This window comes from Myxococcus sp. NMCA1, from assembly GCF_026810205.1.
Taxonomy (GTDB): Bacteria; Myxococcota; Myxococcia; order Myxococcales; family Myxococcaceae; genus Myxococcus; species Myxococcus xanthus_A.
This window is the reverse complement of sequence record NZ_CP113950.1, coordinates 6,073,523-6,097,796: the sequence shown is the minus strand read 5'-3', so window position 1 is coordinate 6,097,796 and position 24,274 is coordinate 6,073,523. Positions and strand designations below refer to the sequence as shown.

Annotated in this window: 29 protein-coding genes and 1 tRNA gene; 8 read left to right on the top strand and 22 right to left on the bottom strand. The window is 67.9% G+C overall.

Translation table 11 applies throughout. The annotated features are described in order from the left end of the window. The first annotated feature begins 97 nt into the window (after positions 1-97). Positions 98-397: a hypothetical protein gene (locus tag OZ403_RS24925; RefSeq protein ID WP_268781902.1), complete on the top strand. Its 300-nt coding sequence runs from the start codon at positions 98-100 to the stop codon at positions 395-397. Here the strand turns inward: OZ403_RS24925 and OZ403_RS24920 are convergent. The 20 genes from OZ403_RS24920 to OZ403_RS24825 form a co-directional block, all read right to left on the bottom strand. Continuing rightward, positions 394-822 carry a hypothetical protein gene (locus tag OZ403_RS24920; protein ID WP_268781901.1) on the bottom strand — a complete coding sequence of 143 codons (429 nt, stop codon included), beginning with the start codon at positions 820-822 and terminating at the stop codon, positions 394-396. The two genes, OZ403_RS24925 and OZ403_RS24920, sit on opposite strands and share 4 nt — an antisense overlap. Further along, complete coding sequence (locus OZ403_RS24915; RefSeq protein ID WP_268781900.1) at positions 804-1,937, bottom strand: hypothetical protein; 1,134 nt, start codon at positions 1,935-1,937, stop codon at positions 804-806. Before OZ403_RS24915 ends, OZ403_RS24920 begins: the two co-directional genes overlap by 19 nt. Beyond that, positions 1,937-2,158: a hypothetical protein gene (locus tag OZ403_RS24910; protein ID WP_268781899.1), complete on the bottom strand. Its 222-nt coding sequence runs from the start codon at positions 2,156-2,158 to the stop codon at positions 1,937-1,939. Before OZ403_RS24910 ends, OZ403_RS24915 begins: the two co-directional genes overlap by 1 nt. Next, positions 2,155-2,529, bottom strand: coding sequence for a DUF6283 family protein (locus OZ403_RS24905; protein WP_268781898.1), 375 nt, complete (start codon positions 2,527-2,529; stop codon positions 2,155-2,157). The genes OZ403_RS24910 and OZ403_RS24905 overlap by 4 nt, the downstream gene beginning before the upstream one ends. Beyond that, positions 2,516-3,337: a hypothetical protein gene (locus OZ403_RS24900; protein WP_268781897.1), complete on the bottom strand. Its 822-nt coding sequence runs from the start codon at positions 3,335-3,337 to the stop codon at positions 2,516-2,518. The genes OZ403_RS24905 and OZ403_RS24900 overlap by 14 nt, the downstream gene beginning before the upstream one ends. Then, a complete protein-coding gene (locus OZ403_RS24895) occupies positions 3,330-3,905 on the bottom strand; it encodes a hypothetical protein (RefSeq protein ID WP_268781896.1) in 576 nt (191 codons plus the stop codon). Before OZ403_RS24895 ends, OZ403_RS24900 begins: the two co-directional genes overlap by 8 nt. Further along, positions 3,898-4,953, bottom strand: coding sequence for a phage Gp37/Gp68 family protein (locus OZ403_RS24890; RefSeq protein WP_268781895.1), 1,056 nt, complete (start codon positions 4,951-4,953; stop codon positions 3,898-3,900). Before OZ403_RS24890 ends, OZ403_RS24895 begins: the two co-directional genes overlap by 8 nt. After that, complete coding sequence (locus tag OZ403_RS24885; RefSeq protein WP_268781894.1) at positions 4,946-5,419, bottom strand: hypothetical protein; 474 nt, start codon at positions 5,417-5,419, stop codon at positions 4,946-4,948. Before OZ403_RS24885 ends, OZ403_RS24890 begins: the two co-directional genes overlap by 8 nt. Next, positions 5,412-8,660 (bottom strand): hypothetical protein, encoded by a 3,249-nt coding sequence (locus tag OZ403_RS24880; RefSeq protein ID WP_268781893.1) that lies wholly within the window; start codon positions 8,658-8,660, stop codon positions 5,412-5,414. The genes OZ403_RS24885 and OZ403_RS24880 overlap by 8 nt, the downstream gene beginning before the upstream one ends. After that, positions 8,657-9,109: a hypothetical protein gene (locus OZ403_RS24875; RefSeq protein WP_268781892.1), complete on the bottom strand. Its 453-nt coding sequence runs from the start codon at positions 9,107-9,109 to the stop codon at positions 8,657-8,659. Before OZ403_RS24875 ends, OZ403_RS24880 begins: the two co-directional genes overlap by 4 nt. A gap of 181 nt (positions 9,110-9,290) precedes the next feature. Further along, positions 9,291-9,629, bottom strand: coding sequence for a hypothetical protein (locus OZ403_RS24870; RefSeq protein WP_268781891.1), 339 nt, complete (start codon positions 9,627-9,629; stop codon positions 9,291-9,293). 91 nt (positions 9,630-9,720) lie between these two features. Next, positions 9,721-11,421, bottom strand: a complete 1,701-nt coding sequence (locus OZ403_RS24865; RefSeq protein WP_268781890.1) for an amidohydrolase — start codon at positions 11,419-11,421, stop codon at positions 9,721-9,723. A 158-nt stretch (positions 11,422-11,579) separates the two neighbouring features. Continuing rightward, complete coding sequence (locus OZ403_RS24860) at positions 11,580-11,849, bottom strand: hypothetical protein (protein WP_268781889.1); 270 nt, start codon at positions 11,847-11,849, stop codon at positions 11,580-11,582. 315 nt (positions 11,850-12,164) lie between these two features. Next, positions 12,165-12,527 (bottom strand): hypothetical protein, encoded by a 363-nt coding sequence (locus tag OZ403_RS24855; RefSeq protein ID WP_268781888.1) that lies wholly within the window; start codon positions 12,525-12,527, stop codon positions 12,165-12,167. Positions 12,528-12,813: 286 nt separating this feature from the next. Further along, complete coding sequence (locus OZ403_RS24850) at positions 12,814-13,944, bottom strand: ERF family protein (protein WP_268784903.1); 1,131 nt, start codon at positions 13,942-13,944, stop codon at positions 12,814-12,816. 100 nt (positions 13,945-14,044) lie between these two features. Beyond that, the gene (locus tag OZ403_RS24845) at positions 14,045-14,242 is read right to left on the bottom strand and encodes a hypothetical protein (RefSeq protein WP_268781887.1); all 198 of its coding nucleotides are present in this window, start codon (positions 14,240-14,242) and stop codon (positions 14,045-14,047) included. A gap of 48 nt (positions 14,243-14,290) precedes the next feature. After that, complete coding sequence (locus tag OZ403_RS24840; protein ID WP_268781886.1) at positions 14,291-14,674, bottom strand: hypothetical protein; 384 nt, start codon at positions 14,672-14,674, stop codon at positions 14,291-14,293. Next, positions 14,671-14,862 carry a hypothetical protein gene (locus OZ403_RS24835; RefSeq protein WP_268781885.1) on the bottom strand — a complete coding sequence of 64 codons (192 nt, stop codon included), beginning with the start codon at positions 14,860-14,862 and terminating at the stop codon, positions 14,671-14,673. The genes OZ403_RS24840 and OZ403_RS24835 overlap by 4 nt, the downstream gene beginning before the upstream one ends. After that, the gene (locus OZ403_RS24830) at positions 14,859-15,371 is read right to left on the bottom strand and encodes a hypothetical protein (RefSeq protein ID WP_268781884.1); all 513 of its coding nucleotides are present in this window, start codon (positions 15,369-15,371) and stop codon (positions 14,859-14,861) included. Before OZ403_RS24830 ends, OZ403_RS24835 begins: the two co-directional genes overlap by 4 nt. Positions 15,372-15,456: 85 nt before the next feature. Beyond that, entirely contained in the window at positions 15,457-15,663 is a 207-nt protein-coding gene (locus OZ403_RS24825) for a hypothetical protein (protein WP_268781883.1), read from the bottom strand. A gap of 232 nt (positions 15,664-15,895) precedes the next feature. Here OZ403_RS24825 and OZ403_RS24820 point away from each other — a divergent pair, with 232 nt between their 5' ends. From OZ403_RS24820 to OZ403_RS24795, 6 genes are all read left to right on the top strand, one after another. Then, on the top strand, positions 15,896-16,207 hold the full coding sequence (locus tag OZ403_RS24820; protein ID WP_268781882.1) for a hypothetical protein: 312 nt from the start codon (positions 15,896-15,898) through the stop codon (positions 16,205-16,207). 70 nt (positions 16,208-16,277) lie between these two features. After that, the gene (locus OZ403_RS24815) at positions 16,278-17,171 is read left to right on the top strand and encodes a hypothetical protein (protein WP_268781881.1); all 894 of its coding nucleotides are present in this window, start codon (positions 16,278-16,280) and stop codon (positions 17,169-17,171) included. Positions 17,172-17,809: 638 nt separating this feature from the next. Next, complete coding sequence (locus OZ403_RS24810; protein ID WP_268781880.1) at positions 17,810-18,103, top strand: helix-turn-helix domain-containing protein; 294 nt, start codon at positions 17,810-17,812, stop codon at positions 18,101-18,103. A 50-nt stretch (positions 18,104-18,153) separates the two neighbouring features. Further along, on the top strand, positions 18,154-19,308 hold the full coding sequence (locus OZ403_RS24805; protein WP_268781879.1) for a tyrosine-type recombinase/integrase: 1,155 nt from the start codon (positions 18,154-18,156) through the stop codon (positions 19,306-19,308). Between the two features lie 136 nt (positions 19,309-19,444). After that, a tRNA-Arg gene (locus tag OZ403_RS24800) sits at positions 19,445-19,505 on the top strand. Between the two features lie 346 nt (positions 19,506-19,851). Then, entirely contained in the window at positions 19,852-21,219 is a 1,368-nt protein-coding gene (locus OZ403_RS24795) for a fibronectin type III domain-containing protein (RefSeq protein ID WP_268781878.1), read from the top strand. Here OZ403_RS24795 and OZ403_RS39805 read toward each other — a convergent pair. Beyond that, positions 21,138-21,665 (bottom strand): hypothetical protein, encoded by a 528-nt coding sequence (locus OZ403_RS39805; protein ID WP_442929823.1) that lies wholly within the window; start codon positions 21,663-21,665, stop codon positions 21,138-21,140. The genes OZ403_RS24795 and OZ403_RS39805 overlap by 82 nt on opposite strands. 371 nt (positions 21,666-22,036) lie before the next feature. Next, on the bottom strand, positions 22,037-22,495 hold the full coding sequence (locus OZ403_RS24785; RefSeq protein WP_268781877.1) for a hypothetical protein: 459 nt from the start codon (positions 22,493-22,495) through the stop codon (positions 22,037-22,039). Between the two features lie 550 nt (positions 22,496-23,045). On the opposite strand from OZ403_RS24785, the gene OZ403_RS24780 reads away from it, so the two are divergent. Then, complete coding sequence (locus OZ403_RS24780; protein ID WP_268781876.1) at positions 23,046-24,272, top strand: fibronectin type III domain-containing protein; 1,227 nt, start codon at positions 23,046-23,048, stop codon at positions 24,270-24,272. The last annotated feature ends 2 nt before the right edge of the window (positions 24,273-24,274 follow it).

Here is a 24,274-nt window from a genome sequence, read left to right as displayed (position 1 = left end):
GGAAAGACAGACGGATTTGCACGTCGAGGAGCTGGCCTATATGTGTATTGGCTCAGCCCACGGGCGCTCGTGCCCAGGGCGAGCCAAGGAACATCAAATGAATGACGTGGCTGCATACGGCATCGCTATGAGCGATGAAGTGCAGAAGCACTTCGAGTCCCTCTCGCCAACCACCCGCGAGCATGTTGAAGCGCAGGTGCGGGTGATTGCCCATGAGGCGGGGCGCCATCACGATGCGAACATGAAGCGGTGGAGAACTCCGCGCTCTGCCGTCGAGGTGGAAACCGCGAAGGTCTGTTGTGGGCATGGCACCTACTACGCCGGCATCGTGTACTACAGCAGGCGGGAGGTGACGTTGTGCAAGGTGGGCACCCGTGAGGAGCGCGTGGCCGGTTAGCGCCTCGACGATGTCAGACCTGGGAACAGCGGACCTGCGCCCACCTCTGGCGTGCGCTCCAGCCGCTCCAGGGCCATCGTCAGCAGGCCCACCGCCTCCAGGCGCGTCAGCCCGCCCACGTCTTCCCAGCCCTTGAGCCCGAGGCCTCCGGCGGAACGCGGCCCCTCGCAGTGGGAGACGGCCTTCTTGGCCTCCACCCAGTTCACGAACTGGCGCGTGGGCACCTGGCCCTCGCGGCCGGCGAAGGGGGACGCGAGTTGCTCGCACGGCACCTCAAAGCGAGTGGCGTCGAGCAGCTTGTCCAACTCGACGCGGGCCCTGTCCGACAGCTGCACGTAGCGGAGCGCCGCCGTCAGGCTGGGCGAGCCCGCGGCCACCCGGTGGCGCAGAGACTCAAGCGCGTGCGTCAGGGTGTGGCGGAGCACGAGACGTCCTCCGCGAGCGTGAACCACGCATAGCCGTCGCTCTTACAGGTGCCGGTGGTGCGCACCCTCCAGGGGAGCAGCGGGCCGTGCACGGCGAGCGTCTCCGTCACCCGATAGGCGAGGCTGCCCCGTGCCGGGTCGATGGTGGCCGCCGCCCACAGCTCGCGCCACTCGTGCGGTTTGCCGTCCGAGAGGAGCGCCCGGACGCGCCGAGCGCCCTCCATCAGCACCGCTGGCGGCGTGCGACAGTGCGGCTGCAGTTGGTGCAGGGTGTCCAGGACGTCCTGGTGTGTGGCTGCCTCGGACACGGCTTCCGCCGGTGGGGCTTCCTGCATGAGGGGCGTGCTGGTGGTGGACTCCTCGCGCCGGGGCGCCTCGCCGAACAGGCCGAGCTGCTCCGGCTCGGCGAGCATGGGCGGTACCGGCCTGTCGTCGATGATGGCTCGCGGCGGCGGTGCCGGGAGGATGGGCGGCTGAGGGGGCGGAGCCGGGACTGGTTCCTCCACCCGCGCTGGCGGGGGGATGGGAAGGGATGCCGGTACCGCGTACACCTCCGGGCGCCACAGCTTGTCCCGAGCCAAGCGCATCCGCTCGCGCAGTTCCGGCACCAGCCCCGGGTCCACTGGCGCCAGGCGCTTCGCGGGCGCGGACGGCAGCGGCTCCACGTACTGAATCTCCTCCAGCCACCATGCGATGGTGCCCCGACAGAACGGTGCGTTGCGCGGCGCCCACCACGGGTCGCGGCCGAATGCCCGGTAGTCATTGCCCACCGTGGACACCTCGGCGAGCCGGGCCACCGCCACGTAGCTGTCGGCCGGCAGCACGTCACCGGCGGGCACCTCCAAGCCATGGGCTGCGCGCAGCCAGCGGACCGCTTCGGCGTCGTACTCCCGCGTCGCGTAGATGGCCAGCCAGCAGCCCATGAGCTCGGCGGGCGGGTGCAGCGGGTGGCGCCGGGCAGGGACTCCTTGGCGGGCGGGCTCGACGTCCGCCACGAACACCGACCACATGCCGTGGTGGGTGAGGGCCCAGGTCCACGGCCGCGCGAGGGGGAAGTGGAACACGCCGCGCCCCTCACGCGTGTACCGGTACGAGCCTCCGAGGGGGGCGCTCATCAGCGGGCCCTCCCGTTGTTCTTGGGCGGGCGCTCCCCTTCGCGGAGTCGGAGCGCCCAGCCCTCGCCGTGGCGCTCGCACGGCCGCGTGGCACCAGACACGGTGAGTCGCGGCGTCTGGCGCGTGGCCCGCCAGAGGGCGTTGGTGGGCGTACCCGTCCACGTGCCGAGGGGCTCGCCCACGGCGGATAGCACCGTCACCTCGATGGGGCGCGCGCTCACCTGACACCTCCGTTGCGTCGCACTCCGTTGGCGCGGCACATCGACTGGATGGACGCGTACAGCCTGAGCCCCGCGTTGCTGATTCGCGAATACATGTCCTGCGCCACCTTGTTCCCCGCGAGCGCGAGACGGAGTTGAATCGAAGGCGTGCCCCGGCGGCGCTGGTCCAGCAGCCAGCCGACGCAAGGGCGCACCTCATCCCGCGGGCGTTTGCCGTCGTTGTGGCAACCGTAGAGCGGGCCGCCGACCTCGTTCTCATCGTCGCGCAGCAGCTTCCGGAAGTGGTCCCGGTGCCACAGGCGAAGGGGCGCGTCCTTGCGGTACGGACACTTCGCGCAGGGGCTTCGGTGCGACTCATCAGTCCAGTCCACTGCGCACCTCCTCCCGGTTGATATGCGGACGGTGCCACGGCAGCGCACGGAGATAGTCGGGCCGCACGCTGGGCAGCACCGTGGCCGCGCGCTCCAGCAACATGGCCCATGCCTTGCCCGGGTCGCCCCTGTCGTCCTCGCCGGACACGAGCACGCCGCCACCCCGGCCAAGGTGGGCGCTGTTGAGGTAGATGCGAAGGCCGCTCGGCATGTAGTCGATGGAATCGCGGGGGCCGAAGTAGACGTCAGAGGTGATGAAGAGCGCGGACGGGTCCGCGAGTGCGAGCGCGCGCTGTGCCTCCGTCGTCGCCTTCTGGGCTGCGGCGGCGCGCTCGCGCGCGTCGCAGTCCAGCGCCGCCCACCACAGCCACACCTCCCAGCGCCTGGCCACGTCCTCCGGTGGCAGCGGCGTCACGCGGACGAGCTCGGAGCTGTAGTCCGTGTCGTACTCGTAGCCACAGTCCGTCCAGTGATTGCTGTGCACAGGCGGGTCCACCTCGACGAGGAAGGGTTGGCCAGGCGCGATGCCGCGCGCCAGTGCCCACCCGACGCGCTCCGCCTCGCGATAGGGGTAGTCCACCAGGTTGTCCCAGCCGTCCTGCTCCAACTCGTAGGTCAGCCACTCAGGAGGGGTGCCCACGTCCATCGGCTTGCCCAGCGAATCGGCCTCCACCAACTCCAACGTGCGACGGTCCAGCGTGAGCCACACCCGGCATGACGCCTTGCTGTAGACGTTGACGAGGTCGCGGATGCGCGTCTTCCTGGGCGCTGCGCTCTTGATGGTGAACGGGGAAGTGCTCTCAGCCATGGGCCGCCTCGCTTCCCGTCGCAGGGACTGCGGCGGCCTCGGCCTTGAGCTGCTCGCGGATGGCGGCGGCCAGGACTGGCATCACCTCGCGGGCGAAGCTCCGCACGTCGGGCGGGTAGTCGTTCCGAGCGAACTCGTATGGCATTTCGACCTCAGTGCCGGCGCACCACACCGCGAACTGGCCAATGTCAATCTCGTCAATGGAGCGCGCGTCGCGGCGGTGCCAGCAGCCGAGCGCCTTCACGACGGACTCCCACGCCTCCTTCGCCTCCTCCTTCGAGTACGAGCCGTCGCGGCGATACTCGATGATGTGCTCGCGGATGGCCTTTAACGTTCTCTTGCCATCCCACCAGTCGCTGCGCCCGAGCTTGCTGCACACGTAGCCGGGGTCCTTCTCCAGGCGTGCGACGAAGGCGCGGAACTCACAGCCCGGGTTCGTCCAGCGGAAGGCGTAGTTCCCCCAGTCGGACACGGTGGAGAAGTAGCCGTCGCTGCGCATGACGACGTCCGCGAGCCAATAGCCCTCCGGGGTGCGCAGCCGGTACTGGTAGACGGTCGGCTCAGCCACTGGCCACCTCCCCGGGGAACTCGTCCCAGGTGCGCCCGTCTAGGACGCGGCCGGCGGCTTTCTTCCCGACGCACTGCATGTACACCTCGGCGCCTGCGTCCAGGACGTTGGCGAGGTCGCGCGTGTCCCGGCCGTGTTCACCGAGACGCATGACGGGCTCCTTCGGTATGTCGCCGTGGACGAGGTAGTCCCTGACAGCCCACGCTCCCCACTGCTTGAAGAAGAAGGGCACCCCAGCCGAGACACACTGGTCCCGCAGGCGACGCGCCCATTCAGGGTGCATGGGGCGTGCACCGGGGCCCGATTCGCCGCCGGTGATGACCCAGGATACGCCCCATTCCCACCGGCCGCCTTCGCTCGGGATGCGAGGGTCGGGATGCTGGAGTCGCTCGCCGCCCGTCGTGTGCAGGGTGGGCTTGAGGTAGCGCTCCAAGTCCACGGGCCCGAGGAGCGGCTCACACGACAGGAACCGCACGGCCGCGGGCGTCGCCAGAAGGTGGGGGATGCGCTCGTCGGCGCGGCGCTGGTCCTCCACGGACACGCCCAGCCACACGTTGGGGTGCGCGCGCTCCCAGGTGATGGGCCTGCCGGGCACGACTTCCAGCCCTTCGACGATGGACCGGGCGCGGGCCCACTCCACGTACTCGCGCATCCGGTCCGCGCGCTTCGTCAGCACCTGGAAGGTGTGCCTCTCGGCCAATCGCATCGTCGCGAAGACGCGGTCGATGGTCTCGAAGGACAGCGACTCGTGGAAGAGGTCGCTCATGCTGTTGACGAACACCCGGCGCGGCTTCTTCCAGCGCAGGGGCGCGTCGAGCAGCTCTTCGTCGAGCACCACCTTGCCAGTCCACCGGGGACCGGTCGGTGTGGATTCCACGAGTCCCTCATACGGCTGCCCTGGCCCGGCCAGGCGGATGGCCATCCGCTCCGCGTAGCAACCACCCTTCCGCGGGCCCGAGGTGCCACCTCCACACCCGGGAGACTTCCGGCTGCAGCCCTTGGTGACGTTCCAGACGACGTCCGTCCACTCGATGGCGGTCTCAGCCACGGTCCACCTCCCCGGCTGGCAGCAGCGGCGGCATGGTGCCCGTTCGGTACGCCTCGGCAACAGCGGGCAAGGCGTGCTGCCCCACCGTCTTCCCACTGGGCGTGACGATGTGCGCGAGGAATGCCTCCTCGAACGTCTCCACCTGGTTGTCCACGCTGACGAACTTGGCCTTCATGGTGAGGTAGAGAGCCCGCCACTTCTCGCGGCAGGCCTGCTGCCATGCGCGGGTGGCGGCGGCCTGGGGCCGCTGCTTCCCGCGCCTGTCGTGGGTGAAGTTGCGGTGGACGGGGAGGGGCAGGGGCATGGTGAACTTCACGCGCCTGTCCTGCAGGTCGAAGAGCACCACCGCGCGGCCCTCTTCCTCGGCAAATGCGGTGCGGGTGGCCCCGCGGCTGCGGAGCAGGTCCTTGATTTCGGCCTCCGTCTTGGAGACGGCCACCTTCGTGCCGGCGGCGTACTTACCCACGGCGCACCGCCTTCCCGAGGAGGGGCAGGGCGCGGACGTCGACCTCGGCCCGGACGAGCCACATCTTGCCGGTCGCGGTGATGTTCTCGTCACCGGCCAGCGAGCGAAGCAGTTCCTGCACCTGCCCTCGCATCTCCTCGGCGCCGAGCCGCGCGGCGTGGAGGACGGCCTGGGACGTCGCCCGGCCGGTGATGTCGAGGGTGCGCAGGGCGTCGGCGAGCGCGCGACCGATGTTCGTCAGCGTCTGCACGTCCAGGCGGAGGAAGTCGACGGCCGGGCGCCACGTTCCGCCGTCGTTGAGTTGCGGCGTGCCATCGGACAGGAAGCGCACACCGTCCAGCTCCAGCAGAGCGCCCGTGTCGACGGGCTCGGCGCCAGCCGTGAGCGCCGGCACCTCCGCCGTGGGCGTCGGGGCGATGCGGGCGCGGGATGGAGTGCCGATGGCGGCGTGCCGCTTCCACGCCTCGTCGATGAGCGCCTCGTCGTCGGCGGGCAGCGGGCCCTCCTGCTCCACCAGGGGCTGGGCCAGGGCGCGGGCCAACTCCGCCAGTTCCTGGGCGAGGGCAGGGTGCTCGCGCTGGTAGCGCTCCAGCACGCCCGTGGGGTCCGCCTCCACGGCGAAGGCGTTGAGCACGTCGTCACGGGAGGGGGACTCCCCACCTCCCGGCCCGGACGGGGGCGTGTCGTCGTCGGCGGCGGGGTACTCTCCGTCGGACGCACCGTCGATGTTCGCAGCCCATCGGATGGCCTTCGCGAGCGCCTCTTCGACGGCCGTCCGCGCCTTGCCGTCCAGGTCCAGCGTCGGGTCCGCTTCGCGCAGTGCGGCCCAGAATACTCCCTCCACAGCGCGCGCGTCCTCCAGCAGGCGGTGCATCCGACGCCACGCCTCGGCGTCCTCTTGCGCGGCCGTCGTGGCGGCAACCAGGGCATCCCGGTCCATGGCGCAGTCGAGCAGGTCCGCCAGCACCTCCAGCGTGTCTCCGCGCTCCTCGGCCAGGCCGGATTCAAGGGCCGGAGTCGCGCCCTTCCCCGCGTCGCAGTGGGACGTGGCGTCCAGGCCGCCCAGCGTCGCCAGAAGCGCGTGGCGGTCGGGGCCGTTTGGCATTGCCGCCACTGCGCGTTTGACCGCATACAGAGGGGGAGCCAACGACTCGCCCCTCGCGGCATCGAAGGCGTCGCGGAGGCGGCGGAAGTCGCCAATCGTGACCTTCGCCACGCGCCCGTCATCGGCGTACAGCGTGACCAGCACATGCGACTCGTCGTAGCGCCGGAGGTCCGCCACGCGGCCGATGAGGTAGGCCATCGCGACGAAAGGGACCACCGCCGCCAGCAGCCCGTGCTGAACCGTGGCCGTCAGGGAGGTGTCGAAGGCAGCGAGGAGGAGGGGCAGCACCTCGCGAGCTCCGGCGGCACGCCCCTCCCGGTTGCATGCATCGGCGTAGTGGGAGTCGTCCTCGCGCTCCGACTTCGCCTCCGCTTCGTCCGCGAGCCGCGTCTGCCCCTCGGCGTACTTTTCCACCACCGCCTTCAGCAGTCCGGGCGGCGTCACGTCTCCGCCGGAGCCTCCCACTTGCACCATCGGCACCGACGCACCGCTGTCCACGGGTCGAGCTGGTGCCGTGTCACGGCTGCCTTGCGCTTGCACTTCGGGCACGTCCGCGCCTTCGCGAGCCGCTTCATCCGCGCCTTGAGCCCGTCCCGGGCCCGCCTCCGCTTGTCCTCGGTCATCGGTTCCTTCCAGCAGCCTGGGCGGCGCAGACAGGCGAGAGGCACGGGCCGCGTTGAGCGCGCCAGTCAGGGCGTTGGCCCCCTCGCGCATGGCGGCCAGTGCGTCCGCCCAGCCCGCCGCGCGCGGGTCGTCCTCAGTCGGGTACGGGTTGCGCGGCGTCGCGGCCATGGTGGTCAGGAAGTCGCTCAGCAGGTCCAGCAGCCCGGGCGGCGGGGTGGGGGACTGCTGGACCACGTCCTGGGCGTGGAACCGAGGGGCGTCCCCGCAACGCTCGTCCAGTACGCCGTGCGTGTAGCCGTGCTGGTAGTCGTTGGGCATCCCTGTCCAATCGGCCTGCCCCTTCCGGAGAAGCCCGTAGACCTGCCTCGGGTGCAGCCACGTTCCATCCGTCCCGGTGGAGGGCGCGGGGTGGGAGGGCAGCGGACCCTGGAGCAGGATGGCCTCCAGCGCTTTCTGGACCTCCCTCACCCCGGCCCAGGTGTCGTCCCGGTCCGCGATGCGCAGGTCGCGCTCCGCATCCGCGAGGGCCGCGCGCATGTCCCGCACGCGGGCCTCGGCGGTGTCGGCGCGCTCACGGACGGCATCCTCCCGGGCCTTCGCTCCCTCCAGACACCCTTCCAAGGTGTCACGCTGGGCCGCCAGCGCGCGTTCGGTATCTCGGTGGCTCGCATCAGACGCGACCCGCTCGTCCTCCAGCGTGGCCACGCGCTCGTGGAGGTGTTGATACTCGGCAATTGCTTCCTTTGCGTCCTTCCGCGCCTCCTTGAGTTGCTCGCGCAAAACCTCTGCCTCGCCCTTGGCAATGTCTCGATCTGACTCCGCCAGCGAAGCACGGGCCAGTGACTCGCGCTCGCGCGATGCCGCGGCTGTCGCCTCCTTCTTGGCCGCGTCGCGCTCGGACTCGGCGGTTTGGAATCGCTCCAGCAGTTCCCGGTAGCCAGCGGCTCCCACCCATTCGCCCCGGTCAAACTCGGCCTTCGCCTCAGCTTCCGACGCCTCCAATTCCGTGATGCGCGTCTCCAGCCCCGGCACCCGCGCGGCCTGGGCGACGAGGCGGGCATTCTCAGCCTCCGCCTTCTCCAGTCGCTCCAATACAGCCTTGACGTGACGGCTTGGCTTCACCTTCTCGATGCCAAGCGGCCAATGACCGCTCCACGTCAACACGCCATGAATCGCGTACCTGTCGGCGTGCGCCTGCTGCTCAACCTTTGTCAGCCGCGCCACCTCCTCGGGCGGGGGCTGCTGGGCGCGGAGCTTGGCGAGGGCGCTCAGTTCGTTGTCGAGGAACGTGGCCAGGCGCTTTGCGTTGTCCACCCCGTTCCACCCGTGCGCCTCGGCCACGCGCACCAACTCCGGCACCTTGTCCGCCTCACGCTCCAGCGCGGCGATGTGGCCGAAAATGGGGACGCGCCACGTCTCCAGCCAGTCGTGCTGGGCGCTGTCCCCGCTCGTGGATTCGTACGTCGCCTGGTCCAGTTCTTCCTTCGTCAGCAGCTTCGGGTCGCACGTCATCGGGCACCTCGGGGCTTAGAATCGTCAGGGGCAGGCCGCTGGGCGCGGGCCTGCTGGTCGAGTGCAAGTAGTTCGCTGCGTAGGCGTTCCCGCTCCGCCGGGCCCTGGGCCATCTCAAGCGCCAGGGCTGTTTCGCGGATGCGGCTGCGCAGGTGCTCCATGTCGACAGGCGCAGTAGGCGGCGCAGTCGTTGAGGGTGGCTGGGGTGGAGTGGGACGCGGAGTGCTCCACTCCAGATCAACCTGAGCCAGCAGGTCTGGGGGAATCTCGGTGATACCCAGACGCTGCATGTGCTGGCGCTTCTCGCGTAGGCGAGCCTGGTCGAGGGTGCCCATGCCGGCGACAGCCGTCAGCAAATGCTGACGAGTGAGGTACGACGGCGAGGCGCGAAACGCATCCTCTGCCTTCCGCACGAGGACGAGGTGATCGCGCACGCGCTCGCGGTCCATCCGGTCCATCCAGAGCCAACACGGCACGGTGTGTTGGATGCAGCCGCATTCTTTCCGGAAGCGCGGGTCGTCTCGCCAGCTCTTGGTTGTCACCTCGTGGTCGGTGGACAAGGGCACCTCGGGTGCAGCGGTGAAGGGACAGCAGGGGCTGGGCGCGGCGAGGCACCCAGCCCCGTGAAGCTCAGAGCCCGGCCTCGAAGGCGGCGCGGACCCGCTCGGTGAGGTCGGCGCCGCAGTCATCGAGGACGCGGGACTGGTAGCGCGCGGACGCCTCAGAGGACTGGTGGTCCCCGTCCTTCGCCCACTCCCTGCTGGCGCAGTCGGCCGCCACCAGGCGCTGGAGGCACGTCGTCTCACCGGAGGACCAGCCGGCGTAGTCACCGCGGGCGACCTGCTCCTCGGACGCGTCGAAGCAGTCCATCGAGGCCTGCGCCCGGCGGTTCTGCGCGTCGGTGAACCTGCTGGGCTTCGGGCTCGCGCACCCGGCCATCACAACCAGCATCAACAACATCCAGCGCATCGTCAGCACTCCAAGACTACGGGTTGGGGGAGACAGCGCGGGCGGCCTGGGCAGCACCGCCCGCGCTCACGTCACCTGCGAGGGGGAGGGCTCAGGGCGCGGACAGGTCCAGCACGTCCGTGTTCCACCGCACGGCGCCGTCAATCACCGTGAGAACCGAGCCGGTCATCGGGAGCTTGTCCGGCGTCACGGTGAAGACGTCCTGGGAGAGCACGGCGAAGTTGGCCCGCTTCCCAGCGGCGAGCACACCGATGTCCTCGCGGAGCCGAGCCTCTGCGGTGCCCCGGGTGTATGCCCGCACCACCTGCTCCATCGTCAGGGCTTCGGTGGGGTTGAACGGCGCCGTCACCAGGAACATCGCGTCCAGCCACGGGGTCGGGGCATGGGGGCCGAAGGCGTCCGAGCCGAGAGCCAGCGTCAGGGGCTCCAGCACCGTCACCCCGTCATCGTCCATCTCCGGCGTCAGCAGGGACCGGAGCTTCAGCGCGTGAGTGTGCAGGTGTCCCGGGTGCTGCTCGTGCATCATGCTGGGGATGAGGAACTGGTGGGTGCCCATGCCGCTGATGGCCACCTTGAGCCGCTTCGCGCGCTTCACCTGCCCAGGGCCCGTCACGTTGAAGTGCTCGATGCTGATGCGGCCCCTCCAGTCGACGCCGGGCCGAGCCTCCAGCCGCGAGAGAATGTGATTGATGCCCGCGTCACCGATGGCGTGGACGCTGAGCATGCCTCCGCGCTGGAGCGTGTCGTCGATGGCCCAGTCCATCTGGGCGTCGGTCAGGTTCTTGATGCCGTAGCCTGCGTTCACATCGAAGCTGGTGGGGCACCACTCCGGGCGAAGGTAGGCCGCGGTGACGTAGGCGCTGCACGCTACCTGCGTCCCGTCGCTGAAGACCTTCCTGCGGATGATGCCGTCCGGACCTGGCGCACACAGCTTCCCAGCCCGCGTGATGATGCAGTGCGGGACGATGGCATCCGGCCGCGAGAGCTGCTGGATGACCGGCGCGAAGCGCTCGTCCTCGTCGACGAAGATGTAGTCGTGCGTCTCGCCCACGCCGACCGACTCCCCGCCGGCGACCCAGCCGCCATATTGCGAGACGTAGTGCGCATCCGGGACCATCCGGCTCAGGTACCGGACCAGCGGGAGAATGGCGTACTCCTGAAGGACGCCCGTCAACCGCCCGGTGTCATCGCGCCCACTCCACCCGCCAAAGGGGTCGGGCTGGTAGTCGCGGATGTCTGCGGCTTCGAGGGCTGCGGAATTGGATGCGCTCGCATGACCGCTCCACTCCAGCAGGACAACGGGGTGGCGCGTGGTGATGCCATCCAGGAGGTCGCGGGCCGTGACGCCCATGGCGTTCAGGTCCGAATAAAGCTGGCGGCCGTAGTACCCGACGATGGGCGTTCCGTCGGGCACTTGCGCTGCACGGTCCGCAATCCAACTCACCCACTGCTGAACGGTGGGGCCGCCGTCGGGCGCCCAGGTGGAGGGGTGCGGACCGACAATGAACCGCTCGTCCGTGAGCTGCGCCACGTGGGCGTGCGAGTCACTCAAGGTGGGGACGACCGTCATCCCCTTCAGGTCCACCCGCCTCGCGGCGGGGAACAGCATCCGCAGGTCGGCCGAGTTGCCGGTGGCGGCCACCTTGCCACCACGCACCACGAACGCCTCAACGAAGGGCCGGTCGTCGCGGGCGGTGAACACCTTGCCGCCCTCGTACAGCGTGGACTGCTGGGCCAACGCGGGAACGCTGGCGAGAGCTACGGCGAGCACTGCGAGGAATCGGGGAAACATACGTGTGGGGTGCTCCTTGGACTGCGGGTGTGCTGCTGCGTCGGCGTGAGCCGAGGCCGCGGGCCGGAGGTGCGCCGGCAGGTCGAGGGGAGTGCGCTGCTGCTCCGCGGCGGAGCTCGGGGCGTCACCCGCCCGAGCAGTGGAGTCAGAGCGGCGCGTCAGTGGACGGTGCAGGGGACGCAGCGGCGACCGCTTCCCTCGGCCTTCTCGTTGAGTACTCGGACCAGGCCGCGGACGCCGGGCGTGCCGCCGCCTTCGTCGTCGCAGTACTTGTCAACGGCGTCATCCAAGGTGTCCTTCCAGTCCGCGCTCCAGCTCACGGCGTTGGGGCGCAGCCTTGGGCCCTGCGCGCGCTCCAACTGGTATGCCTCGGCGAGGCACGAGCGCAGGTACTCGGCGCGCACGCAGTCCTGCTCGAACGGCTTCATGGATTGAAAGCCCGCCTCGTGCGAGGGGCCGGTGATGATTCGGCTCGTGTCGCTCAACATCGAATTGGCGCACACGTCCCACACATCCGAGGGGACACCCGGCGGACTGGCGAAGCCATGTGGGCGCCAGAGCTTTGGGGACGACGAGCAGCCGACGACAGCAAGGGGGCCTAGCAGACAGACGAGTAGCGTTGCGATGTGGAGTCGCATTGGTTGCTCCGTGGTTGTGATTGCTGCGTGGGGTGCGGCTTGGGACGGGCGTGTCGTGCCCGTCACGCGGCCCAGGAGGGGACTCCCGGGCGGGTGCTCTGGGTTCTACGCGGGGGCGACCGTGCGCTCTTCCGTGTCTAGGATGTCGAACCAGAGCGGCCGGACGCCGTGCTTCTCCGCCCATGCCTTGAGCAGCGTGTCCAACTCGTGCCTGGACTCATCGGAGATGTCGTATCCGTCGGCGCCGTCCGGCGCTTCGTCCACCGCGTGCGAGTCGAGCGCGTCCACGACAAGCTCCGCGCTCAGGGCGGACGCGGCCGGGTACGCGCACCCCACCCAGAACGTGCTCCCGGGGCCAAGCTCCAGCGCCTGTGCCGCGCCAGCGACAGCCTCCTCGCGCGTGTCGAACGCGGGCGCTTCCATCCAGTCGTCGTTGTCCTTCGTGACACACCACTGGCCTGCCTTCATGTGCTGCCTCCTGGTGCTGCATGGAAAAGGTGCGGTGGACCGGCCAGGCAGGGGGTGGTTCCCGGCCGGGCACCGCGGGCGTCTACGTCACGCCGTGAGGACTGCACCGCCGCGGCCTATCCGCGGCGGGTGTGGTGGAGGGCGGGGTAGATCGGCCCACCGCCGAGAGGCGTTGGCCCGCCCGTCACCACGAGAAGGTCCCGCCCGTGTGGGCGCGGGATGCCGCCTGATGGGGGCGGCGTGTGCGCGGGGAGTTGGGGCCGCAACTCCGTCCGCGCGGTGATGCTCAACCGTCAGAGCCCGGCTCGCGTCCGTTCTGGACCGCAAGCATTCCGCGCCGGGAAATCTCTGCGAGCAGCAACTCCCGGTTGGCCTCCATCGCCGACGCCCACTGCGCCTTGGGCTCCTCCAGCAGCTTCTCGTTGGCCATGTCCACGGCCGCACCCAGCTCCTCGTCCGACATCAAGGAGATGGCCTTCCCCTTCCACGGACCAAAACCGCACTTTGCCGCTGTGGCCGTCTGCGGTGCGCTCGTCCCAACCGGCCCCTTCTGACGGAGCGCCAACTCGTCGCGAATGGCATCAAGCGAGGCTCTCAGCGCCGGAGCATTGAAGATGTTGGGCTGCCGCTTGAGCATGGCCTCGCCCTCTGCCGCGGCCTCGACGAGGACTTCGGTAGCGGCCTCCGTGCGCCGCACTGCCTTGTGTTTGCCGAAGCCGATGGCATCCGTGGGCGCGGTCCCGGCGGGTGGCTCAGTGCGGCTCGCCTGTTCAGGCGGGCGTGAGTCGCGAGGGGTAGGGGAGGTGGCGCGGCGCTCGCCCTGCTCCGCAACCAGGGTCGGCTTGCCCTGCTGCGCGGAACCCTGCTTCTCCTGGGGGGGCTGCTGGGGCTGCTGGTCGTTCCGTGGCTGGCTCTGCTGCCCGCCTCGCTGTTGCCCCTGGGGGGCTTGCTCGGGCTGCTGCCGGTTGCGCGACTGGCTCTGTTGCGCGCCACGTTGTTGCCCCTGCTGGCCGGTCCGCTGCTGGTTCTGCTGCCCGCCGCGCGGGTTCGCGTCGTCCTGCTCTGGGTCGTCTCCCGTGGGAATCAAGAAGAGCTTGAGCAGGGCGTACTTCGTCGCGCCCGTGAGGGCCTTGTACGTCGCCTTGTCGCCCGGGTCCTGGCCCTCGCCCAACACCTCGAAGGACAGCGCCTCCCCACTCTCTCCGTCATGCAGCGTGAAGCGGACGGTCAGCGTGACGAGGCGGTCCTTCTGACGCTCCGGAGGGGACCACTTCGTGTCCACGACGGTGGGGATGAGCATGAGGGCGCGGTCCGCCATCCCCGTGCGAACAGCCGCGACGATGTCCGCCTCCGTGGCGTAGTCGTATTTGTGGAAGTTGTTACGCCCGGACTTCGGAACATGGCCGACTGACCCCATCACCTCTGCAAGCTTCCGCACGAGGCTCAGCTTTCGCAGAGGCTCAGCCGGGGGGTGATAAACGAGTCCTGCCGTTACTGACGTCATTGGTAAAACCCTCTCACTCGTATGTCTCACCGGCTGCCTGTTCGGCGCGGCGAAGTAGCTCCCTCAACTCAGCCTCTACGTCGTCGGCCTCGTCGTCCCACTCGATGTCACCGGCGCGGTGGCGCCCCTCGTGTCCGTGGCGCAGTTCGCACAACACCCACGCGCGCTCCGGGTCCTCCGTGAATGCGTGACAGGCGTCGATGAATCGCAATGAACCCCCAAGGTCCAATGACAATCACTGTACTTCGGGGGTCTGACGTCAGTGGGGCCCATGCTCCATCGCGTTAATGCGCTCCACGCCCTCGTTCCACCCGCGCGTCCGCGCGTGCCACAACTCGGCGGAGAGCGCCGTCAGCAGCGCGCTCTCCTCGGTGTCCAGCTCGCGCAGCACTTTGGCCTGCGCCGTCACCGTGCCCTGCAACTCCCGCCAGCGAGACTGCGTGCTGGGCGTGCCGTTGGGGCGAAGCATCGCCAGCTCGTCTTGCGCCGCGCGCAGAGCCTCGCGGGCCTGGGCTTTGCGCTCGGGGAGGGCGTCGGACTCCTCCAGGCACTGCTGAATGCCGCCCACTTCGGACGGCCTCCACCACTTCTCCAACCGCCGCAGCTTTTTGGCCACGGTGCCCAACTCGCCCACGGCCGTCATCGCGCACCACCTTGTGCGACTGCGTTGAGGTGGTCGAGCGCCGCGAGGATGGGGGCGAGATCGCAGTCGCAGTCCTTCCGCTCGCGCTTGCCGCACCAGCGCCCGTGGCCTTGGTCCTCGATGGAGTTACGCACCCGGGCGTAGGCGGCCTGCAGCGACGAGTCCGTGGGCGTCGGCGTGGTGCTCATCGCGCCACCTCACGGCCCAGCGGGCGGTGCGTGCGGTACCAGCGGCGCCACACGGGCTTGACGACGCGCCAGCCGAAGCCGAGGAGGCCCATCCACCCGAAGGCCAGGGCCAGGCCGGCGAGTCCCAGCCAGGGGAGGAGCGCCCGGAGCTGGGCGGCGCGCGGGGAGCACTCGACGCGTACTGGCTCGCGGCCCTCAGCCTCGGCCCGCTCCCGCTCGCGGTCGGAAATCGAGTCCAGCTCGTCACCCACCAGCAGCGCCACCAGGGACACGGACAGGCCGGCCACCTGGGCCAGCGCCGAGGGCAGGGGGGCCGCGCCCAGCGTCGCGTGGTGCTGGGCCACCGTGGCGACCAGGAGGAGCGTGCCGTACACCGCGCGCTCCACCATCCAGGTGCGCACGCCGGCTGCCTCGGCGCGGGACTCGAGCGTCAGCAGCGCACGCCTCGCCCAGGGGCCCGGGTCCTCTTGGTTGTCTACGACAAGGCGAAGCTCCGCCAGCAGCGTCATGGACGCCTCCTGCAACTCGAAGTGGGGTGAGAGTCCGGATGCGCTCCGGCGGGCGGGCCCCGCGGTGTGCGCGGGGCCGGGCCACTCAGTCGTCGTCGTCGCCGATGAGCTCCAGCAGTTCCTCGGCAGCTCGAGCCTGCCGCTTCTCGTCCGCGGTGAGCGGGGGCGGGTTCCGCCACCGCTCCAGCGCTTCTTCCACCACCTGCTCCGTCTCGTCCGCCGTCATCGCTGCCCCCTGTGTCCTGCGTGCCTCGGCGTCCTTCCCCTTCACTGCGGGGTCGCACCAGCCCATCGCCCCTCTCCCTCCCGGGAGCCCCGTACCGTCCGCCGTCCTACGAGATGCACAGTAGCGGTGAACTGTAGCGAAATCAAGTGGCGATGAATGCGCATCTATAAATGGTGTGCTATGGGTGGCGCGTAGGTGGTGGCGGGATGGCGCGCCGGCACTGTTGCCTTCGCACGTCGTCCCACATATGGAGGTGGCGGACATGCGTGTCGCTGCGCAGAAGACAAGGGAGAGGGCGATGCCTGTTTTTGAGGCCGAGAACCCGCTGGATGAGATGAAGCCCCACAACTTCCGCTTCCCCGCGTGGCTTCTGCTGAAGCTGAAGCACATCGCCAGGGTGGAGCGGGCGCGGGGCGCGAAGTCCCCTTACACGAAGCGGAAGGTGGCGATGAACGACGTTGCCATCTCGGGGGCAGTGCGGCTCGTCGAGAACTTCGAGAAGGAGCACGGAGAAATCCCCGTCTCGGCCGCCGACCTGGCGCGAGAGGACGACGAGGACGACCCGCCCGCGAAGACGAAGAAGCCGTCGCCGAAGAAGGCCGGACGCTAGGTCGTGTAATAGCGGTACAGTCCGCAAGCCCGGCCGTGTGCTGGGCGAGTTGGCCGGGGAGGCCCGTGCAATGAATGGAGCAGCGCGTGGTACGTCGGTACGCGCGGACGGCGCTGGGCCGTACCGTTTCGGCCAACGGCTGAAGGCACTGAAATGGCTGAGTCGGTACCTCGGCGAAGTCTACCGGGCCCGGCACAGCGAGACGGAGCAGCCGGAGCTCGTGCTCATGCGCAAGCGGCGTGGCCGATTCGCGAGCCGGCTCCGCCTGCGCATTGAGCCGGGCTACATCGGGCTCCGGCTCGCGCTGCCCTCAGTCCCTGCAGACCTGGCGGCCGTCAGGAGAGATGTGCTGATGGCGATGCGGGATGCGCGGGAGACACTGGAGGTGGCGGGGCAGCAGCCCGGCGTGCTCGAGGATTTGCTGTCCCCGGTGCCGCTGGGGCAGGCGGGGCACGTGATGCCGGCGGCTGCCGCGGAATCTGCGGCCCCTGCACACGTTACCGTCGAGGTGCCGCCGGTTGTCGCCACCACTGCACCGGCAGCGCGGTTCGTCCGCCGGCACGGACTCCGCTCGATGGCTGCCGCCGCAGCTGTTGCCGGACTCGCTGCGTGGCTCTTGCCGTCCGAGATCGACGGGGCGCGCGTGCCTCGGAACGAGGACATCGTCTACGTGGCTGCTCAGCCCGATGACCTTGCATGGGCTGACGTGGTCCACGGCGCCTCAACGCCTGCTCCGCTGCGTATCGAGAAGCGCCTGGTGGTACCAAAGGACCCGTACCCGAATCAGGCCACTGCGCCCTGCACTGGCAGGAGCGTTAACCTCAACGGGGGGTGCTGGTACGCACTTGAGGACCGTCCGCCCTGCCCCCCAAAGGCCGCCGAGAAGCCGGGCACAGGGAAGTGCTGGGTCCCCGTGGCGAAGGACCCGAGCGAAGCCGTGATTCCGACCAGCATCTGGCGGTAGCAGGACTTGACGGCCGCCACAGGTCGGACCCATAGTGCAACTTGCAGCATCGCAGTGCCTCGCTGACGACTAGCAGCGAGACTCCCACAAGCCGCCTCGGCGGCACGACCTTAGAGCGTTGGGCAACCCAGGCAGATGCTGGGGGCGGACGCTCCGGTGGCGCGCGCACGGACCTAGTCGACGTGCGCGTGCCCACCGTCTTTCTCTGGGGCGTTGCGTGGACCGCCGACCGACAACAGGCTGTGACGTTGAGAGCGCCGGAGACGGCACTGCGCCGTCCTGTTGTCGGACGGTAATCCCAAACGCCGGACATTCGTTGCCATTAAATGGCAATCGTAGTGAGTGCGTTGCGGTGTCTCAGAGTGAAATCGCGTCACTCGGGACAGAAGCCGGAATCATGTATCCGGCGACAGGCATGTTTCGTGTCGCTGGGGCGTCAAGGAAAATCAGCGTCGCCGTATTGAAACATAACGTGTGTTTCATTAGGGTGACAGATGGCGGCGCTGCGGGACGCTCCTGGCGCGGCTTCCTTCAAGACATTGGCAGCGCTCGTGCATCGGCCCGTGCACGAGGTGCCATGCGCCAGCTTGCCGGCGTATCTGATGTTATGTTCAGTGCTGTAGCGGGGGAGGGTCATCTTGAGCGATAGCGAAAACCAGGGATTGAGCAACGAGCAGGTGGCGCCTGCCTCGCGCGCCAAGCGCACAAAGCGCGAGGCGGTGCCGCGTTCCGAGCTGCCCCCTGACCACTGGAATGTTGAGCACGTCGCGGCGTACTGCGGGCGCTCCAAGGATTGGGTCTACACTCACGTCGCCTCCGGCGCATTGCCGCACACCAAGCGGGGCGGCTGCCTGTATTTCGACCCGGACACCGTCGCGAAGTGGCTTGTGGGCAAGCCGGTTGCCGTGCCCGTGAAGGGGCGAGGGCACTAAGCGTGGCCGGCATCCGCAAAAAGAAGGGCAGGAAGAAATTCACTGCCCTCGTGAAAGACGCCTCGGGCGTGAAGCGCGAAGTCCCTGTCCCCGGCCGGACCCGCACGGAGGCGCGGCGCAACGCGGAGGACCTTGAGTCGCGCAACTGGCGTATCCGGCGGAACCTTGAAGTCGAGCCGTCGGAGGAGCTGATGGGGTCCTGTGGGCCTCGCTATTTGGTGACGCTCTGTCACCAGGAAGGCTACGCCGCCACGGAGTCTCGGTGGCGGCTCCACATCCTCCCGGAATTCGGGCAGACATCAGTCAGCCAGGTGTCCGCGTCGATGATTGAGGCGCTCATCGCGGCGAAGCGGACAGAGGGTTATTCGCAGCAGACTCGCCGGCATCTCCGGATGACGCTGTCTGCGTTCTTTAAATGGGCCCTCAGGGAAAGGCTGGTCGGCCGGAACCCGGTGGAGGAGGTGGAGTCCATTGCTGTTCCGACACCAGCTCCCCAAGCGCTCTCGTGGCCACAGATTGAGAAGCTCCGGGACTCTGCGAAGGTGCAGTGGCTGGCTGACCTCATTTGGGTGGGCGCTCACCTGGGGCTCCGCTACTGCGAGCTGCGGAAGTTGCAGTGGCCACACATCAACTGGAAGCGGGGCATCGTCGAGGCTCCGCGCGCGAAGCGAATTGGCGCGCGTCAGCGCCGGACGCCTCCCAGGCCTGCCGCGATCCCTGACGTGCTGGTGCCATATCTCAAGAAGATGTGGGCGCGGAGGCGTGGCGACTTCGTCTTCTCCTACGACCATGGCGGCCCGCTGCCCAAGTCGAGCCCTGACGCACGGTTCAAGGCTGCGGTGCGAGCAGCTGGGCTCGTCAGCGGATACACGCGGACCTGCCGACGGACGACGTGTCGCTACGAAGAGACGTCGAAGAGCGGCAGGTCCGTGGAGTGCCCGCGGTGCAGCTTCATGTTGTGGGTCCATCCCATTGCGATGCCCATCAGCTTCAAGATTCTGCGGTCCAGCCTCATCACTCGAATCATCGACACGACGGGCAACGTGCGGGCGGCGCAGCTCCAGGTCGACCACGCCGACCTCAAGACCACGTCGAACCACTACCACGCGACTGACATGGACGTGCAGCAGCGCCACATCAACCGCGCATTCGATAGCGGTTCTAATGCCGGACGGGGCGCCAACGGGGTGGAGCGCGCTCCGTAAGCGCCCACCTATTGCCCACCTGACGCAGCAGGAAGCACCCGAAGCGAACCAGCAGAACCCAAAAGTTCCCCAGCGGGCCCCGTAGCAAACCCAAACAAACACAGCGGATACCAATGAAACCCAACCGCACCCTAACAGACCAGTCTGGTACGTTTGGCCTCCGGAGCCAAAGGCCGCAGGTTCGAATCCTGCATCGCGCGCAGGGACAGGGCCCGGAACCGAGGGATTCATCCCGCCGGTTCCGGGCCTTTGTCTTTCCCGCGAGGGGCGGAGACTTCCAGGCACGCTGCACCCGTCCTGCGGGCTACACGCGGTGTCCGGCTTCACCCAATCTTCATGGCGCATGGGCTCTACTAGAGTCCGCGCTCATTCGTCAGGTGGCGAAGTCCCCGGGGGGACTCGTTGCTGGAGTCATGGAGCGAGGTGAGTGTGATGCGCCGTATCCCGTTGAAATCCTGGTGTCTGCTGCTCCTGGTGGGGTTGGCGGCGTGTGGGGGAGAGAGTGAACCAACGCCTTCGGGTGTGCCAGGAGCGCCTCGCTCCGTGTCGGCCACACCAGGTGACTCCCTGGTCACCGCGACCTGGTCGGCGCCAGAAGATGCGGGCGACAGCCCCATTCAGCGCTACGAGGTTCGTGCCCTGCGCAACGGCGTTGTCGCCCACACCCTGGAAGGGACGAGCACCTCGCTCACGCTCACGGGGCTGACCAACGGTGAGACGTACACGCTGGTCGTCGTGGCCATCAATGCGCAGGGCGAAGGGCCCGCGTCCGCGCCTTCCGAGGCCGTCACGCCCCGCGTGATTCCGGGAGCACCGCGCGAGGTCACCGCGACGCCGGGAGACCGCAGTGCCAATGTGGCCTGGAGCCCTCCCGAGGCGACGGACATGCCCATCACCGGCTACACCGTCACCGTCCGGCAGGGAGAGACGGTGGTAGCGACACAGGCATCAACGGAGCTGCACGCCGCCGTTTCAGGACTCATCAACGGCACCGACTATCAAGTCACCGTGGCGGCTGCCAACGCGGTGGTTGCGGGGCCGGAGTCCGCGCCGGTCGCGGTGACGCCGGTGTCCGTCCCTGGCGCGCCCCGGTTGTGGGTGCACAACCGGACCGCGACCGCGCTGGCGTTCGGCTGGGAGCCAGGGGACACGGGCGGCAGCCCCATTACCGGGTACCGGCTGGTCCTGCGGGAGGGGGACTCGGTGGTCCAGACCGCCGATACGACGGAGACCTTGCACTGGTTCAGGAACCTGTCCACGGGCACGCCGTATCGCGTCGTCGTCATCGCGATCAATGCGCAGGGAGAGGGGGCGCCCGCGGAGTTCGAGGCGCAGCGGCCCTGTGGCCTGCCAGGAGCGCCGACGACGTTGATGGCCGCGCCCGGGGATGGGCAGCTCACCCTCACCTGGCTCGCGCCGGTGGAGACCGGGGGCTGCCCCCTCATCGGTTACCGCGTCGAGATCATGGGTGTGGTTGGCGGCGCCTCGACCCGGACTGAAACGAACACGGATACGCGCTTCGTTGCGACGGGGCTTCGGAACGGAGTGCTCTATTTGCTCGTGGTCCACAGCCGGAATGAGGCTGGGATGAGTGATTATTCGACTCAGGATCAGGCCACGCCATATCCCGCGCCGGGGATGCCGGGGAACTTCACCGCCACGCCAGGCGACGGCACGGTGCTTCTGTCGTGGACGGAGCCTCCATTGAATGGGGGGCGTATCTCGCGGTACGTGGTGACGGTCGATCCCGCAGTGGGCGAAACGGACACCTTCTATGTGAGCCCGAACGACCTGTCGCGGCTCATGGAGGGCTTGGTGAACGGGACGACCTACACGTTCACCATTCGTGCGGACAACCGCGCGGGGCAGGGGCCGACGGCGACGACGCAGGCCACACCCATGGCCCCGTGAGGCCGGTGGCCTCCGGAGCCAAAGGCCGCAGGTTCGAAGCTATCGCTGTGAGCAGAGACAAGGGCCCGGAACGTTGTGGAGATTCTCCACCGATTTCGGGCCCTTCGCTTTTCTGGACGGACCTTGCAGGAAGAGCGCTTCGCGCCACTTGCTTGAACCTGGGGTTGCCCCGATTTCGTGGCTCTCCCGCACTTGATGTGAGGCGTCGGATTAAGCGGCGAGCAGCACGCGACGGCGCAGCAAGTCGAAGCGGGCGAGGCCGTACATCTGGCGCTTCTGGAGTTTGAGCTTCGTGACGTGCGCCGGGCACGTGGGGCGAGCAGACCGGGCAGACGCTCCGCGAAAGTGCGATGAGTGCACTTCGTGTTTGGACAGGAGAAGCGACGCACGCGCAGTTGGAGCTGAACGGAGCGCCCGGCCGATGGCAGTTCGGCTGGGCGCCGGATATAGGTACGATGCGGCGTATCGCTGGGCGTCTTGCAGGAGGGACATCGCGCGCCGCTGCTTTCGGGGCGGACCCCACGGAACCGGGGTAGTCCCAGTCGAGCATGCGGCGCGCTGGAGTTTCACGTGGCCTTGCTCAGGGGCAACGTAGCAACGCTACGAGAGCCAATCTGGCATCAAGGAACGCAGCCTCAATGGGATCAGCAGTTGCGGACGTCAGGGGGCATTGTCACACGATATTCAGTTGCAATTGCTCTTGAAGGCGCGACTGAAGTGATACCCGTCTCCGTCCGCATCCAAGACATCCAATCGATGTCGTCGAATGTAGTACTCCTGAACGCCGCATGCCTCGTACCAAGGGCATGCCCAATAGCTAGCACTGTGCTGCCAGTACTGCACCGATTCTCCTGCAAAAAAGACCCAGGATCCCCATGCGCCACCATTGTTGGCCATCGGCCCCCGTCCACGACTGGGTGACATCCGGGGCAAAGCCCTCTGAAGATTCTGGGTTGCCAACAACCTCATCTCGCGCAGGCATGACATGGGAGCCATCATGCGCCCCACTGAGCGATTCTGCCCTGACCAATGCTTCTGGCGGTGTCGAGCCTCCCGTAAGCCGACGATAGAGGTCGACGGCGGAGCGACCTGCAACATCCTCGTCACGCAAGATATGTCCATTTTCAACGGGCCCGCGTTCCATGATGAGTAGGCCACCGGCCCCCGAGTCGTAAAATTCAACATGGTGCTCAGGTGCCAGATCGACACGCGCAATCAGATGATTGATTTCGTCGAGCCTTGGACGCAACTTCTGCTTGGCTTCCAGTGCGGCCACCGGATTGGATTCGCATGGTTTGTCGATGCGCTGGAGTGACAGTTGCGCTTCAGTGAGCGAGCGCCAACAGAAATCCTAGTCGAAACGAGCACTTGATTTTCATTGCGTACCCCTCAGTCAACAGAGAATGCGCCACCGCCTGACCTGCGACCACATGTGCATCGCGCCCTTCTGCGGCGCCAATCGGGCATGGCCAGATATGCCGCAAACACAGTCAGTCAACTTGTCGACTCCCGTCAATAGTGTTTGGTATCGCAAGGTTGCTTCCGAGGTCCTGGTCCGATAGTCGACATTTCCAGGGGCGCGTGGACACTCGTGACAAGCTGGTGGAGGATTGGATGGTCCCTGATTCCGAATCTCCAAAATCCTGAGCGTTTGTAAGGGCTGGGAGCTCGCTCTTCCCATGGGCTTGTTCAGGTGGGCGGTTGTCCTGCTCCAGGGTTGTGCGAGCACTTCCTTCTGAAGGGCAGGGTCCATGCAGCCTCTCTTTCCGGAGGCGGGCGTGATGCTGTAGGCCTGCGTTTCCCAGTGAGAGGGGAGGACTGTCGTGATGAACGGACGAATCTGTCTTTTGGCTGCGGTGCTGCTGGGGCTGTTTGGCGGGATGGGATGTGGCGGTTCGGATGACCCGCCTCCCCAGGGACCGCAGGTGACAGTACCCGGGGCGCCGACCCAGGTGGCGGCAGTGGCGGGGGACTCACAGGTCACGGTGGCGTGGGCGGCGCCCGCGAACAACGGTGGCAGCGCCATTCTCGAATACGCGGTGCATGTCTTCTCCGGTGAGCGCGAGGTCCGGGTGGTGCCGTCGCCCGCGTTCGCGAACCAGGCTCTCATCTCTGACCTGACCAATGGCACGGCCTACGCGTTCAGCGTGGTCGCGGTGAACGACCGGGGCCGTGGTGCCGCGTCCACGCGCACGGCCCTCGTCACGCCGCACGTGACGCCCGGCGCGGTGAGCAACCTGGTGGCCGTGCCTGGGAACCAGGAGGTCGTGCTGACGTGGGAGGCCGCCGATGGCAAGGGCATGGCCCTGACCGGCTATTCCATCACAGTGCAGGCCGAGGATGCGGGAGCCGAGTCTCAGCCGGTGACGGTCACCGTGACGGAGACGCGGGCCACGCTGGTCGCGTTGACGAACGGGACGGCGTACTCCTTCACCGTCGTCGCGGACAACGGCCATGCGCAGGGGCCTGGGAGCTCCGTTTCGGCCACCCCCTTCACGACGCCGGGCGCTCCCGCGTTGACGGCCAGAGGGTATTCGACTCGCGTGTCCTTGCGCTGGACCACCGAAGACACGGGAGGCCGTCCCATCACCGGCTATCTGGTGACGGTGTACCTGAACGACGAGGTCCTACGGACCGTGGAGACGACCGAGTTGACGTTGAACGTGACGGGGTTGCTCTACTCGACGACCTATCACTTCACGGTCGTCGCACGGAACGAGGCCGGGTGGGGCACGATCTCGGAGCGCATCGCGAGCACGCTCGCCCGGAGCCCGTCAGTGCCGCTCAACGCCACCTGCGATACCTCTAGCGGGAACGTCACGTTCGCCTGGGAGCCGCCTGAGTTCGACTACGGGTACCCGGTAGTGGAATACCGTATCGCGACAATGCTCCGCGGCTATTACACCGCGTGGTACACCACCAAGCTGCGCTACGTCCTCCCGGAGATTCCTCGCGAAGGGAACCCCATGCGGTTCTCTCTCGTCGCCCAGAATGCGTATGGGTTTGGAAATTCCGTGGAGATCTACTGCTACTTTGACTCGCTGCGCCCCTGAGG